The 14441-nt window shown below is 40.0% G+C and carries 13 protein-coding genes and 1 tRNA gene; all 14 read left to right on the top strand.

The window, feature by feature from the left end; genetic code table 11:
* Positions 1-92 precede the first annotated feature (92 nt).
* The 14 genes from tnpA to ABZ559_RS00970 all read left to right on the top strand — a co-directional run bounded on the left by tnpA (position 93) and on the right by ABZ559_RS00970 (position 14419).
* Positions 93-566 carry an IS200/IS605 family transposase gene (tnpA, locus tag ABZ559_RS00905; RefSeq protein WP_002891962.1) on the top strand — a complete coding sequence of 158 codons (474 nt, stop codon included), beginning with the start codon at positions 93-95 and terminating at the stop codon, positions 564-566.
* 179 nt (positions 567-745) lie between these two features.
* A tRNA-Thr gene (locus ABZ559_RS00910) sits at positions 746-818 on the top strand.
* A gap of 185 nt (positions 819-1003) precedes the next feature.
* Positions 1004-3640 carry a DNA polymerase I gene (gene polA, locus ABZ559_RS00915; RefSeq protein ID WP_367006891.1) on the top strand — a complete coding sequence of 879 codons (2637 nt, stop codon included), beginning with the start codon at positions 1004-1006 and terminating at the stop codon, positions 3638-3640.
* A 267-nt stretch (positions 3641-3907) separates the two neighbouring features.
* Positions 3908-4567, top strand: a complete 660-nt coding sequence (locus ABZ559_RS00920; protein ID WP_018374936.1) for a response regulator transcription factor — start codon at positions 3908-3910, stop codon at positions 4565-4567.
* A gap of 86 nt (positions 4568-4653) precedes the next feature.
* A complete protein-coding gene (locus tag ABZ559_RS00925) occupies positions 4654-5925 on the top strand; it encodes a HAMP domain-containing sensor histidine kinase (RefSeq protein WP_367006893.1) in 1272 nt (423 codons plus the stop codon).
* A 55-nt stretch (positions 5926-5980) separates the two neighbouring features.
* Positions 5981-6835, top strand: coding sequence for a TraX family protein (locus ABZ559_RS00930; protein WP_367006895.1), 855 nt, complete (start codon positions 5981-5983; stop codon positions 6833-6835).
* A 66-nt stretch (positions 6836-6901) separates the two neighbouring features.
* A complete protein-coding gene (locus ABZ559_RS00935) occupies positions 6902-7339 on the top strand; it encodes a CoA-binding protein (RefSeq protein WP_367006897.1) in 438 nt (145 codons plus the stop codon).
* Between the two features lie 73 nt (positions 7340-7412).
* A complete protein-coding gene (gene perR, locus ABZ559_RS00940; protein WP_018374932.1) occupies positions 7413-7913 on the top strand; it encodes a peroxide-responsive transcriptional repressor PerR in 501 nt (166 codons plus the stop codon).
* A gap of 136 nt (positions 7914-8049) precedes the next feature.
* Positions 8050-8319, top strand: coding sequence for a 30S ribosomal protein S15 (gene rpsO / locus ABZ559_RS00945; RefSeq protein WP_018164109.1), 270 nt, complete (start codon positions 8050-8052; stop codon positions 8317-8319).
* Positions 8320-8962: 643 nt separating this feature from the next.
* Positions 8963-10144, top strand: a complete 1182-nt coding sequence (locus tag ABZ559_RS00950; protein WP_367006900.1) for an MFS transporter — start codon at positions 8963-8965, stop codon at positions 10142-10144.
* Between the two features lie 78 nt (positions 10145-10222).
* Positions 10223-10456 (top strand): GlsB/YeaQ/YmgE family stress response membrane protein, encoded by a 234-nt coding sequence (locus tag ABZ559_RS00955; RefSeq protein ID WP_277290621.1) that lies wholly within the window; start codon positions 10223-10225, stop codon positions 10454-10456.
* 17 nt (positions 10457-10473) lie between these two features.
* Complete coding sequence (locus ABZ559_RS00960; protein ID WP_367006902.1) at positions 10474-11013, top strand: ClbS/DfsB family four-helix bundle protein; 540 nt, start codon at positions 10474-10476, stop codon at positions 11011-11013.
* Positions 11014-11421: 408 nt separating this feature from the next.
* A complete protein-coding gene (pnp, locus tag ABZ559_RS00965; protein ID WP_367006905.1) occupies positions 11422-13626 on the top strand; it encodes a polyribonucleotide nucleotidyltransferase in 2205 nt (734 codons plus the stop codon).
* A 37-nt stretch (positions 13627-13663) separates the two neighbouring features.
* Positions 13664-14419: an SseB family protein gene (locus ABZ559_RS00970; RefSeq protein ID WP_026217063.1), complete on the top strand. Its 756-nt coding sequence runs from the start codon at positions 13664-13666 to the stop codon at positions 14417-14419.
* Positions 14420-14441: the final 22 nt, after the last annotated feature.

Consider the following 14441-nt stretch of genomic DNA (forward strand, 5'->3'; position numbering starts at 1 on the left):
GCTTTTAGCGATGTATCAAAAAAGTCCCCCTAAAGTGTTATATTAGATAAGGTTTCCCGACCACTAACTAATATACAAAAGGAGGACCTCTGATGAGACAGGATAATAATAGTTTAGCACATACTACATGGAATTGTAAGTATCATATTGTTTTCGCCCCAAAATATAGACGTCAGATAATCTATGGGAAATACAAAGCAAGTATTGGTCAAATCTTACGGTTATTATGTGAAAGAAAAGGTGTTGAAATTCATGAAGCAGAAGCATGCCCAGATCACATTCACATGTTGGTGAGTATACCACCGAAGCTAAGTATTTCCTCATTTATGGGATATTTAAAGGGTAAAAGTAGCTTAATGATATTCGACCGACACGCTAATTTAAAGTATAAATATGGGAATCGCAAATTTTGGTGTCGAGGGTTTTATGTTGATACGGTTGGGCGAAATCAGAAGCGAATTGAAGAATATATTCGTAATCAATTACAAGAAGACGTGATAGCAGATCAGCTCAGTCTTTTCGAGGAATATGATCCGTTTACAGGTGAGAAGAATAAAAGAAAGTAGTCTTAAAGAGACCCGCTAGTCGGGTCAGCTAGCAAAGGTGGTGCTGAAGGGAAACCATTCGGTAGGCCTTTAGGCCTCGGCCGGTAGCAGAGGCTTTCAGCCGAAGAGCAAACCACCCGTTCTCACGGGTGGTTTTGATTATTGACATTTAAAATCAAAGTGATAAAATAATGAGGTAAGCCGATTTAGCTCAGTTGGTAGAGCAACGCACTCGTAACGCGTAGGTCACAGGTTCGATCCCTGCAATCGGCATAAATAACGCCCGAAAACCCTTGATTTAAAGGGCTTTTTTCGTTTTTGTTCAAAAATACAACATTATTTTAAACTTACTTTGATGGTTTGTAAGATTCTACGAATTTTTTGGGGGATAAGTTTTTCTTTTGCTCAAAAGGTTCTCGGATCCGTGAAATGCTCCTGTTCTGTGTTATAATAAAGTTATGGAAAACAAGAAGAAATTATTATTGATTGATGGGTCGTCTGTTGCTTATCGTGCCTTTTTTGCACTTTATAATCAGATTGATCGCTTTAAAAATCGTGCAGGTTTGCACACGAATGCCATTTATGGTTTCCATCTTATGCTCAATCACCTCATGGAGCGTGTGCAACCCACTCATGTATTGGTTGCTTTTGATGCTGGAAAGACGACTTTTCGTACAGAGATGTTTACGGAATACAAGGCTGGACGTGCCAAAACACCAGAAGAATTTCGAGAGCAATTACCTTATATCCGAGAGATGTTGACAGGTCTGGGAATTAAATTTTATGATTTGGACAACTACGAGGCTGATGATATTATTGGTACGTTGGATAAGATGGCAGAAAACGGTGATGAGTATGATGTGACCATTGTCAGTGGAGATAAGGATTTGATTCAGCTGACAGATAGTAACACTGTTGTCGAAATTTCGAAAAAAGGCGTTGCTGATTTTGAAGAATTTACCCCAGCCTACCTGATGGAAAAAATGGGGATTACACCTAAGCAGTTCATTGACCTAAAAGCGCTCATGGGGGATAAGTCCGATAATATTCCTGGTGTTACTAAAATTGGTGAAAAGACAGGGTTAAAGTTGCTTTTAGAGCACGGTAGTTTGGAAGGTATCTATGCTAATATTGACAGCATGAAGGCTTCCAAAATGAAGGAAAATCTCATTAACGACAAGGAACAAGCCTTCTTATCTAAAACATTGGCAACTATTGATACTAGTGCACCACTCACTATTGGTTTAGATGACATCATCTACGAGGGCCCAAATTTAGAGAAGCTTTTACCTTTTTATGATGAGATGGATTTCAAGCAATTCAAAAAAGCGTTGAATAGTGAAAGCCCTCAGGCGACTTTTGAAGTGGCATTCACCGAGGTTGATCGTCTGAGTCCGGAAATGTTTGAAGATGACCAATTTTTCTATTTTGAGATTTTGGGTGATAACTACCATGTTGAGGACATTATTGGTTTTGCTTGGGGAAATAGCAGAGCTATCTATGCTTCGACGGATGTAAACTTGTTGTCTAAACCTTTGTTTAAACAAGTTTTGTCTCAGTCTATCAAGACCTATGATTTCAAGCGTAGCAAAGTTCTCCTTAGTCATCTAGGTATTGATTTGCCAGCGCCAGCTTTTGACGCTCGTCTGGCCAAATACTTGCTATCAACGGTAGAAGATAATGAAATCTCAACAATTGCAAGCCTTTATACTGATTTGCCGCTAGAGGCAGACGAGGTGGTTTACGGTAAAGGAGCCAAACGTGCCATCCCTGAGAAAACTGCGTTGCTCAGCCATTTGGCCAAAAAAATCAAGGTGCTTGAAGTGGCAGAGCCGGTCATACTGGATAAGTTAGCTCAACATGAACAGCAGGCTCTTCTCTTTGATATTGAGCAGCCATTAGCCGATGTGCTGGCTAAAATGGAAATTGCTGGAATTAAGGTAAAAGGGCAGACGCTTAATGAAATGGCAGTGGAAAATCAGGTGGTCATAGAACGTCTGACGAAGGAAATTTACGAGTTGGCAGGCTGTGAATTTAATATCAATTCACCCAAACAGTTGGGAGAGATTCTCTTTGACAAGATGCAGCTACCAGTAGAATATACTAAAAAGACAAAGACGGGCTACTCAACAGCAGTGGATGTTTTGGAACGCTTAGCTCCGATCTCGCCTATAGTTTCCAAGATTTTGGACTATCGCCAGATTACGAAGATTCAATCAACATATGTACTTGGTCTGCAAGAATATATCTTGGCTGATGAGAAAATTCATACGCGTTATCTACAAGACTTGACCCAGACAGGTCGTCTGTCCTCAGTTGACCCTAACCTACAGAATATTCCAATTCGACTGGAGCAGGGGCGTCTTATTCGTAAGGCATTCGTTCCTTCGAATGACGATGCGGTGCTGCTTAGTTCGGATTACTCACAGATTGAATTGCGCGTGTTGGCACACATTTCGGGAGATGAGCATCTGATTGCTGCCTTTCGTGAAGGGGCTGACATTCACACCTCAACAGCTATGCGTGTTTTCGGCATTGAAAAGGCTGAGGATGTGACACCAAATGACCGTCGCAATGCAAAGGCTGTCAACTTCGGGATTGTTTATGGCATTTCAGATTTTGGTTTGGCTAATAATTTAGGTATCCCTCGGAAATTAGCAAAGCAATACATCGAAACGTACTTTGAACGTTATCCTGGAATCAAAGATTATATGGAAGATGTTGTGCGTGAGGCGCGTGATAAGGGCTATGTAGAAACACTCTTCAAACGCCGTCGTAGTTTGCCAGATATCAATTCTCGAAATTTTAATATCCGCAATTTTGCAGAGCGTACAGCTATCAATTCGCCTATTCAGGGTAGCGCAGCTGATATTCTTAAGATTGCGATGATTAACCTTGATAAGGCTCTGGTTGAGAAAGGTTACAAGGCCAAAATGCTATTACAAGTACACGATGAAATTGTGCTGGAAGTTCCACAAAATGAGTTGAAAGCCGTGAAATCTTTAGTCAAAGATACGATGGAGTCGGCTATAGAACTTTCAGTTCCACTGGTTGCTGATGAAAGCGCAGGCCAAACTTGGTATGAAGCCAAATAAAAAATTAGTTCCGATTAAGTTTTATTTAAGAGAGCTTGGTTATACTATAAACAATCCTAAAACTTTTCTTTTCATAATCTCCTAAAAGAACTAGCTCACCTGCTAGTTCTTTCTTTTTTTGGAGAATCTCTTGATGATTTCCTGATAAAACTGTGTTAGGATTAAACTAGCTTACACATTTTGAACTTGTCTTTTATTATTGGATGACTGACGTGTAAGGGAAGCTTTCAGATGTAAAAATGACTGAATTTTAGGGGAGACTAGTATATGGCTAGGATTTTAGTGGTTGATGATGATGTGGATATTTTAATTTTGATAAAAAATGCCTTGCAGTTACAAGGTTATTTGGTTGATGTCTTTAATCGTGCTCAGGCAGTTGATAAGAGTCAGTTAGGACAGTACGCTGCAATACTTCTGGATATTATGATGCCCGAAATGGATGGTTTAACTTTTTGTCAGGAAATTCGTCCTCTAGTTGATTGTCCTATTATTTTTTTAACAGCTAAGACGGATGAAAGTGATATCGTTTCTGGTTTGGCCTATGGTGCAGATGATTACATCGTTAAACCTTTCGGCGTACAAGAACTTTTGGCGCGTGTTGGTGCTCATCTACGAAGGGAAAATCGTGAGAAACATAGCTACCTAACCTTAGGAGAGGTACACTTTGACCTTTCTGCTAAGTCAGTCAGCGTTGCGGGTTTAGCTCTGCCATTGACTAAATCAGAATATGAACTTTGTGAATTTTTAGCACGGCATAGGGGACAGGTTTTTTCGAAGGAACAACTTTATGATAGGTTAGATGCCTATGCAGAACGGGGAACGCCACAAGCGATAGCAGAGCATATTAAGAACATTCGTGCTAAATTTCGTGAACTTGGTTCAGAGCCTATTGAGACAGTCTGGGGAGTAGGTTACAAATGGGTTTAAAAAAAGGTCAAACATCTCTTAGAGGAATTTTTTTAAAGTATTTCCTGGCAATTATCGGGATATCACTGGTTCAAATAATTGTCTTTTTGCTTTTACTTTTTCCTATCATGGAAAGTGGGCTGGTTTTACCTGCTAATAATGCTGAATTTCAATTGAAAAGCTTGCAAGCCAATTCCAATCAAGCAGTCAGGGTGACAGATTTACCTCTAGGAACTAATTATGCTCTTTTTGATGTGTCACAAATCATAAAGCAATCTGATATGTCTAGTAATTTAAAGAAAGAAGCTCAGCTTTTCTTGAAAAAGGGGAATCAAGCTAGTCAGGGCTATTTTATTAAGATTGAGCGTCAGGAAGGAACATATGTAGTTCATTATGATCTCCGTGTCCACTATGGTCAGGCTTGGTTGGAAGAGCACTTACCTAATTTTGAGTTTGTCTGGGTCACCATGTTTATTATCACCTGGTTTCTGGTTTTTGCGTTAGTGACTATACGATTTGCACACTATGTGAAGCGTCAGATGGCGCCTCTTGTAGAGTTGACGAAAAAAATTGGTCAGCAAGATTTAGAGTTTTCAGTAGCAAACACTCAAATTAAGGAGTTCAATGCTTTGTTGGAGAGCATTAATGGAATGAAGGACTCTTTAAAAGAATCCCTTATGAAAAATTGGTTACTTGAAGAGGAACGCAAGGAGCAGCTATCTGCTTTAACTCATGACCTAAAAACCCCCTTGACGGTTATTAAAGGTAATACGGAGTTGTTGACTTTGACAGATTTATCAGCACAGCAGGCTTCGTATGTACAGTTTAGTTTGAAAAATATTACCAAGGTTGAAGCCTATCTTACCGAACTACGCCAATTGGCTATGACGCAGTCTTTGACAACATTAGAACGTCAACCAGTTAAAGGAGAGTTTTTTCTTAATAAGTTGTCAGAGGAAACAAATGCTTTGGCACTGGCCTGTGGGCGTCAACTTTCTATTGAAAAGATGTGTCGAGGGGATTTTGTACTTGATATTGATATAGCGCTGATGACCAGAGCTGTCATGAATATCGTTTCAAATGCTTTGGATTACAGTGCGAAGAATAGCGATATCCGCTTAATTTTTCAATGTGATGGTGTCTTTTTGAAGTTAGTCTGTGAGAATGAAGGAATTGGTTTTTCGCCAGAGGCCTTGCTAAAAGGAAAGAGGCTCTTTTATCGGGCTGATAGTAGTCGGAGTCAGACTGATCATTTGGGTATGGGTCTATGTATTGCTGATAACATTGTTAGTAAGCATGATGGACACTTAATTTTGGAAAATCACAATAGTGGTGCACGGGTTACGATAACGTTGCCAATAAAAAGGCTAAAAATTTAACTTTCCTTATAAATTCCTTAACTTTTCTTTCTATACTAGGATTAAGGAGGAAAAAATGTTAGGTAAAAAAGGATTAAATAATTTTGATTTAAAGTACTTTGCTTTGTTTTTTATGGTTCTGGACCATATCCACTACTTTTTTGAATTTACGGGAAAAATTCCTCTATGGTTCTCACAAATTGGGCGTTTAGCAGCTCCTTTATTTCTCTTTTGTGTTATTGAAGGATTTGTTCACACGCATAATCGCAAACGCTACTTTTTGCAAATGTATAGTTTGTCAGTAGGGATGGGGCTTGTTCAGTTCGGATTTTACAATGTTTTATCGGAATTTGTTCGTAAAGATGGCTTCTTCCCGCAAAATATGATGCTGTCTTCCTTTGCGATTTTGTTGGTAGTTTTGCAAGGAATTGCTTGGCTTGAAGAGAAAAAATATTTAAGAGGAATTGTGACAACAATTTTACCAATAATTCTACCGTGGCTCTTTATGCCTCTTTATCAAATGGCTAGTCAGTCTGGAAACCAATGGTTATCCTCTCCTCTTAGTCTTATCAATTTTACAATATTACCGCTACATACTACCATCAGTGATGGTGGAACAGCGACATTAATTGTAGGAATTGTTATGTATCTTTGCCGTAAGAGTCTCAAAAGAGAGGTGCTAGGATTTATCTTAGCTTCCTTGCTCGTTGACTTAGGGCGTGTGTTCTTGCTTGTACCCACTATGGGACTGGCGTTGACCCCTGATCTCCTTTTGTTCAAAGCCTTTGAGTGGATGGAAATTTTTGCAGCCCCATTTATGTTGGCTTATAATGGCGAGCGTGGTCGGGGTCCTAAGTGGCTGTTCTATATTTTTTATCCAGCACATATCTACTTGCTCTACGCTCTATCTTTCTTTTTGTACAAGGGATGATAGCCGAATCATGCGTAGTCGTTTGCTTTGTGATATACTAAAGAAAACACTTTCAAGGAGTTGTCTATGTACTCATTTCAAAATCCTAGTCAAGACGTGATTTTTAGTTATATCAAAGGTGCTAAGACCATTGCAGTTGTTGGTCTTTCTAATCGTGAAGAGACGGCGGCCTATCGTGTTTCTAAACTCATGCAAGAAGCTGGCTACACGATTATTCCTGTCAATCCAAAGTTGGCTGGTTCTGAGGTTCTAGGAGAAAAAATTTATGCCTGTCTGCAAGATATTCCTATTCATGTGGACATTGTTGATGTTTTCAGACGTAGCGAGTTTTTGCCTGACGTGGCTAAGGATTTTATCCAAACTGATGCGGACGTTTTCTGGGCACAGCTTAGTTTAGAAAATGAAGAAGCAGAACAAATCCTACGAACAGCGGGTTGTCAAAAGATTGTCATGAATCGCTGTTTAAAGATTGAGTATCTTGAGATGCTTGATGGTGGGAATTAGTCAAGTTTTCTTTCTGTGAAAATGCTAAAAATATGGTATAATTACTTCTGATAATTCACAAAGGAGAGGGGAAATGGACATTCATACTCATCATCACCAAACTTTAGATGCCTATGAAAATGTTCTGGAGCACCTCAGAGAAAAACACATTCGAATTACAGAAACACGCAAGGCAATCATTGCTTATATGGTCAACAGCCGTGAGCATCCAAGTGCGGAAAAAATATATAATGACTTATTGCCAGAATATCCTAATATGAGTTTGGCAACTGTCTATAACAATCTCAAAGTTCTCGTGGACGAAGGTTTTGTAACAGAACTGAAACTCTGCAATTATAGCACAACCTACTATGATTTTATGGGGCACCAGCATGTCAATATTGTCTGTGAGTCTTGTGGAAAAATTGCTGATTTTATGGATGCAGATGTGATTGATGTCTCAAAGGAAGCTCATGAACAGACGGGTTATCAAGTTACTAGAATTCAGTTAACAGCTTACGGAATCTGCCCAGATTGTCAAGCTAAATTGAAGAAAAACCTACCCAATAGCTCTATTAGCAAATTGAGAAAATAAAATGCAGATGGTCGGAGTTGACGAAGCTCGGCCATTTTGCTAAAATATAAGAAGCCTAAAGGCTAGTAACTTCTTCTTGGTTATGGGAACTGCCAAAACCCATCACTCGGATGAAGCATATAAAGGAGAAAATATTATGGCAATCTCAAAAGAGAAAAAAAATGAAATCATCGCTCAATACGCACGTCACGAAGGCGACACAGGTTCAGTTGAAGTTCAAGTAGCTGTTCTTACTTGGGAAATCAACCACCTTAACGACCATATCAAACAACACAAAAAAGACCACGCAACTTACCGTGGTTTGATGAAAAAAATTGGTCACCGTCGTAACTTGTTGGCATACCTTCGCCGCACAGACGTTAACCGTTATCGTGAATTGATTGCTTCACTTGGCCTTCGTCGCTAATCAGACGCAAGAAAAAAGCAACTCAACAGTAAAACGCCCGAAATAAGATTTCGAGGCGTTTTTTGAATGTTACGCCGCAATAACAATCAATCAAACAATTGCAGATAGAATTGAAATTCATCAAATCAATTCATACTCAATGAAAATCAAAAGTAGCCTAGGAAACGAAGCTGACGATAGAACTTGAGTTCATCAAGGCAAGTTGACAACGGATAATTTTGATTTTCGAAGAGTATCAGTCTGAATTAGGGTAAGGTGAACTCAACATGCTAGCATGTTAAGAAGTGCCCAATCAGTGTTGGTTTTTATTAATCATTTGGACAACTATATAAGGACGGTTTAGTTCATAGAAAAAACAATACTTGAAAAGAACACTTAGCTTCTAGCTTTTCTGTTGTTCTTTGACTAGCATTTGGGTTAAGAACCTGTATTCACAAGCGAAGTGCTTATAGATAAGAGATCGTTTTTCGCTAATCAAGGCAGTTTTGTGAGAGAATACTGACTGTATTTTGAAAAAAAGGTTCTAAGCTGTCAGTTCAGATTTGACTTGTGAACAGGCTCTCAGGCTCAATCTTTTAGAGAAAGAGTGTTGCCAAGTAAAGGATTTTCTTATATACTGAAAAGAAAAACTTGAAAGACTTTTATGAAAATTATTCTTGAAAAAATTAGCCTTCTTGGGTTGTCCTTTATGTTGGTTTCAACCTTTGCCATTTCTCCTTTGTTGCCGGAAATGACAGCAGCTTATACAGCAGCAGGGATTTCGCTGAATCAAATTGATTTTTTGTTATCGGTTCCCTCTTTTATGATTATAGCTGTGCTTTTAGCAAGCCCTTATCTCAGTCGCTTTTTGACCGAGAAGTTGATCTTTGTTCTAGGTTTGCTCTGCATTTCACTCGGGGGAAGTTTGCCGGCTCTAACTCAGGATTATCCATTAGTTTTAATGTCCCGTCTGGTCTTGGGACTGGGAATTGGGCTAATCAATGAACGTGCTATTACTATCATTAGTCAGCATTATTCGGGCTCAGAACGTGCTAAAATGTTGGGAATCAGGGGATCAACGGAGGTTTTGGGTTCAGCCACCTTAACCTTTCTAGCTGGGCAATTGCTACGCGGGTCTTGGTCGTCAGGCTTCTTAATTTATCTGCTAGGCTTACCATTGTTAGGATTTTACCTGTTATTTGGAAATGCAAAATCTGATGACAAGTCTAAAGTTGCCAACCATCCTAAAAAAGCAAAAACTGCTTTATCAGCAAGGCAGGTATGGCACATTGTTTTCATGGCACTCTACGCTGGTTCGGTGATTTTAATTAACACTGGAATCACCATCCGCCTACCTATGTTGGTGGAAGAGCTTAAGTTAGGAACAGCTATCGACTCTAGTCTAATTTTGAGTTTGATGATGTTGATGGGGATTTTGGCTGGAACGCTCTTTGCCAGTTTGATGGCTCGCTTTAGGCAGTTCCTGCAACCTTTGGTTCTTTTGGCTCTTGCGCTAGGTTTGGTGCTCATTTGGCTGGCTCCTAATTTAGTATTTTTGGCAATAGGTGCCCTAACAACTGGATTTGTTTACAGTATAGGTGTAACGTCAGTTTTTCACAGGCTTTCAGAAATATTGAGAACTAACCAATTAGCTTTGGGGACTACGCTTGTTTTGTTGGGCTGTAATCTGGGTGGCGGTATGGCTGCATCGGTAGTTTCTTTCTTGTCAGCTATGAGTGGTAGCAATTCAAATCTGTTTTTAACATTGGCAATCTTATGCTTCATTGCAGGACTTGTTCTGCTTTTGCCACTCCTTGTAAAGCGTCAGCCAGATAGGGCAATATAATTAGCTTTGCTATGTTTAAAAAAACGAAGTTAATACTTTTATGGTATACTAAAGAAAAAATGATATAAGGAGAGAGATATGCTTTGGTCAATGTTAATTGGTGTTTTAATTGGAGCGATTGCAGGTGCAATCACCAACCGTGGGGAGTCTATGGGCTGTTTTACCAAGATGTTCGCAGGATGGATTGGTTCATCTGTCGGGCAAGCTTTGTTTGGCTACTGGGGACCATCATTGGCAGGTATGGCGCTTGTTCCATCAGTGCTAGGGGCTATCATTGTCATTGCTGTGGTGGATCTTTTCTTTGGTGATTAGAAGGCCGGTGACTCTCTATGCCTAGACCGACATGTAAAAGTGATTTGCTAGAGGCTTCTCAGGTAAATTTCGCTAAACTTTGGGACTTGTTGGAGTATGTGGAAGCTGAAAATATTACCACTAGACTTGATTTTTCTGATGGGCCTAAGCGTAAGGAAGCTCATTGGGCGCGCGATAAAGATGTTAAGGACGTTCTTATTCACCTTTATGAATGGCATCAGCTTTTGATTGCTTTCGTGATGAATAATCAAGCGGGCCAAGCACAGCCTTTTCTTCCAGAACCCTACAATTGGCGTACTTACGGTGAGATGAATATCAGCTTTGTTAAAAAACATGAAAAGACGACTTTAGAGGAAGCGAAGAGTCTTTTGCAGGACAGTCATGGCAGAGCATTGCAGCTGGTAGAGAGTTTTTCAAATGAGGAGCTATTCACCAAAAATATCTTTGGATGGACAGGGAATAATACATTGGGTTCTTATTTCGTTTCCTCAATGTCTAGTCACTACGATTGGGCTATTAAGAAGTTGAATGCCCATATTAAGAACCTGTATTCATAGTCCGACACTTCTATCTAAGGCTAGTTTTTCAGCTACTCATCGTTAGTTTTTTCAAGATACAGTCAGCATTCTCTCAAAAAACTACCTGGATTAGCGAAAAACGATCTCTTATATAAAATCACTTCACTTGTGAATACGGGTTCTAAGAAACAAAGGCAATAAAGACAGCAATTTTTCGAGTTGCTGTCTTTAGTTATTTGTTAAGTTATTTGGAAAAAATGTTCATCCTATTCACACCGCTCCCATTTTGTATAAAAATCCCTGTTAGAAGCCCTGCTATTCTTGCGAAAATATGGTAAAATAGTGAAGATACGTAGTTTTATGCAAAGACGAGTTTACGAGATTCTTGTAAGTTGGTTTTTGTAGAAAACAGACGTGTCAAAAAAATCAATTTTTAGGAGTTAAAAGATGTCAAAACAAACTTTTGAAATGACCTTTGCGGGAAAACCCCTTGTGGTTGAAATTGGTCAAGTAGCTAAGCAGGCTAATGGCGCAGCAGTAGTGCGTTATGGTGAATCAACGGTGCTTACTGCGGCAGTTATGTCTAAAAAAATGGCAACGGGTGATTTCTTTCCACTACAAGTTAACTATGAAGAAAAGATGTATGCTGCTGGTAAATTCCCCGGTGGCTTCATGAAGCGTGAAGGTCGTCCCTCAACGGATGCAACCTTGACCGCACGTCTCATTGACCGCCCAATCCGCCCAATGTTTGCGGAAGGTTTCCGCAATGAAGTTCAGGTAATCAATACTGTCCTTTCCTACGATGAAGATGCTAGCGCTCCAATGGCAGCTATGTTTGGTTCTTCATTGGCTTTATCTATCTCAGATATTCCGTTCAACGGCCCAATTGCTGGTGTACAAGTGGCTTACATTGATGGAGAGTACATCATCAACCCAACGGCTGCGCAAAAAGAATCTTCGCTATTAGAACTGACCGTGGCGGGGACTAAAGAAGCCATCAACATGGTAGAGTCAGGTGCTAAGGAATTGTCAGAAGACATCATGCTTGAGGCTCTGCTCAAAGGTCATGAAGCTGTTCGCGAATTGATCGCCTTCCAAGAAAAAATCGTCGCTGCAGTCGGTAAGGAAAAAGCAGAAGTAGAACTCTTGCAAGTGGATGCTGAGCTCCAAGCTGAAATCATCGCAGCCTACAACACTGATTTGCAAGCTGCTGTTCAAGTTGAAGAAAAGAAAGCGCGTGAAGCTGCGACCGAAGCTGTCAAAGAACGTGTAACCACTGAGTACGAAGAGCGTTATGCTGAGCATGAAGAACACGACCGTATTATGCGTGATGTGGCTGAAATTTTGGAACAAATGGAACACGCAGAGGTGCGTCGTCTTATTACAGAAGACAAAATTCGTCCCGATGGTCGTAAAGTTGATGAGATTCGTCCGTTGGATGCCGAAATTGATTTCTTGCCAAAAGTACATGGCTCAGGTCTCTTTACACGTGGGCAAACACAAGCTTTGTCTGTCTTGACTTTGGCACCTATGGGGGACACGCAGATTATTGATGGCCTTGACCCTGAGTATAAAAAACGTTTCTTGCATCACTACAATTTCCCACAATATTCTGTTGGAGAGACTGGTCGTTATGGTGCAGCTGGTCGTCGTGAGATTGGTCACGGGGCCCTTGGTGAGCGTGCTCTTGCTCAAGTTCTTCCGAGCTTGGAAGAATTTCCGTATGCTATCCGCTTGGTGGCAGAAGTATTGGAATCTAATGGGTCATCATCTCAGGCTTCTATCTGTGCGGGTACGTTGGCTCTCATGGCTGGTGGTGTGCCAATTAAGGCACCAGTTGCTGGTATTGCTATGGGGCTCATCTCAGATGGTACAAACTATACCGTTTTGACAGATATTCAAGGTTTGGAAGACCACTTTGGTGATATGGACTTTAAGGTTGCTGGTACTCGTGAGGGGATTACAGCTCTGCAAATGGACATCAAGATTGAAGGGATTACACCGCAAATCTTGGAAGAAGCATTGGCTCAAGCCAAGAAGGCCCGTTTTGAAATTCTTGACTTGATTGAAGCAACGATCCCAGCACCTCGTGCAGAATTGGCTCCTACAGCACCTAAGATTGACACCATCAAGATTGATGTGGATAAAATCAAGATTGTTATTGGTAAAGGTGGCGAAACCATCGATAAGATTATCGCAGAAACTGGCGTTAAGATTGATATTGATGAAGAAGGTAATGTAGCTATCTATTCTTCTGATCAGGATGCTATTAACCGTACTAAAGAAATCATCACAGAACTTGTTCGTGAAGCTAAGGTTGATGATGTTTACCATGCCAAAGTTGTTCGTATCGAAAAGTTTGGTGCCTTTGTTAACCTCTTCAACACAACAGATGCCTTGGTTCATATTTCAGAAATTGCCTGGACACGCACAACAAATGTTGAAGATGTTCTTGCTGTCGGAGATGAAGTGGATGTTAAGGTTATCAAAATCGATGACAAAGGGCGCATTGATGCCTCTATGAAGGCTTTGCTTCCTCGTCCACCTAAGGCTGAAAAAGCAGAAGGGGAACAAAAAGAACGTAAAAGTCATCATAAAGACAGAAAAGGTCCTTTTGGCGGACATTTACGTGAACGCAAAGATAAAGAATAAATCTTTACAAAAAAGAGAAACAAATAAGGTAGAAAACATGACAAACACAAATGAACTTGATATTCGCCTACGAGCTTTTATCAATGCCCCAGATAATTTTTTAGATAGTATTGCTCTAGTAAATGCCCTCCATAACAATCCAGTCTGGGCCAGTGATAGGCCTTATGCCCTTGAAATTGATGGGCAACGTGTAACACCTGTATTCACAGATAAGAATGACCTTGAGATTTTTAAAGTTTCTCAGCTGAGTGCCCAAGAACAAAATTGGGTAGAACGTTCGGCCTTGGAAGTTTTAGAGGAAGTTATCGTCAAGGGGCTGACAGGACTGGTTTTCAACCTCAAGAAAACAGGTGATTTTGGCAATTCAACTATCTTCAAAAGCAGCGAGTTTGTCCAATTTTTAAATAGTTTTACGGCAATTTTGAATACATTGATGGGTGATGAAAATCTAAAAGCTGATACGATGGATAAATATTATTTGGTGCCAGCCTTTGTACATCCACGTGAAGATGGCAATTTTGACCGCATGTTCCCAACGATGTCAACACCAGAAGGTCAGAGTTATGTTCCAGCTTTTTCAAACCTTCAAAGTTTTGCCAAGTGGTATAATCATAAGGATTTTGGGACACCTTTTAGAAAAGCCAATGGAACTATTTTGACTTGGAAGGTTGAGGATATTTATCAACCAGGACACGGTGCTAATGATATTGATGAAACGGTTGGCGTTGTTATCAATCCTTTTGATGATCAACAAATTTTGATTAATTGGTCAGAAGTAGAGGTTGATGATTAAATTAAGTAATATTAGTTGTAGT

It is taken from the genome of Streptococcus sp. ZY19097, assembly GCF_040731245.1.
In the GTDB taxonomy this organism is placed as follows: domain Bacteria; phylum Bacillota; class Bacilli; order Lactobacillales; family Streptococcaceae; genus Streptococcus; species Streptococcus orisratti.

Coding starts and splice junctions, on each gene's coding strand:
- pnp (WP_367006905.1), top strand. CDS start 11,422: ATGTCAAAACAAACTTTTGAAATGACCTTTGCGGGAAAACCCCTTGTG.
- tnpA (WP_002891962.1), top strand. CDS start 93: ATGAGACAGGATAATAATAGTTTAGCACATACTACATGGAATTGTAAG.
- ABZ559_RS00920 (WP_018374936.1), top strand. CDS start 3,908: ATGGCTAGGATTTTAGTGGTTGATGATGATGTGGATATTTTAATTTTG.
- ABZ559_RS00950 (WP_367006900.1), top strand. CDS start 8,963: ATGAAAATTATTCTTGAAAAAATTAGCCTTCTTGGGTTGTCCTTTATG.
- polA (WP_367006891.1), top strand. CDS start 1,004: ATGGAAAACAAGAAGAAATTATTATTGATTGATGGGTCGTCTGTTGCT.
- ABZ559_RS00935 (WP_367006897.1), top strand. CDS start 6,902: ATGTACTCATTTCAAAATCCTAGTCAAGACGTGATTTTTAGTTATATC.
- perR (WP_018374932.1), top strand. CDS start 7,413: ATGGACATTCATACTCATCATCACCAAACTTTAGATGCCTATGAAAAT.
- ABZ559_RS00970 (WP_026217063.1), top strand. CDS start 13,664: ATGACAAACACAAATGAACTTGATATTCGCCTACGAGCTTTTATCAAT.
- ABZ559_RS00930 (WP_367006895.1), top strand. CDS start 5,981: ATGTTAGGTAAAAAAGGATTAAATAATTTTGATTTAAAGTACTTTGCT.
- ABZ559_RS00960 (WP_367006902.1), top strand. CDS start 10,474: ATGCCTAGACCGACATGTAAAAGTGATTTGCTAGAGGCTTCTCAGGTA.
- rpsO (WP_018164109.1), top strand. CDS start 8,050: ATGGCAATCTCAAAAGAGAAAAAAAATGAAATCATCGCTCAATACGCA.
- ABZ559_RS00955 (WP_277290621.1), top strand. CDS start 10,223: ATGCTTTGGTCAATGTTAATTGGTGTTTTAATTGGAGCGATTGCAGGT.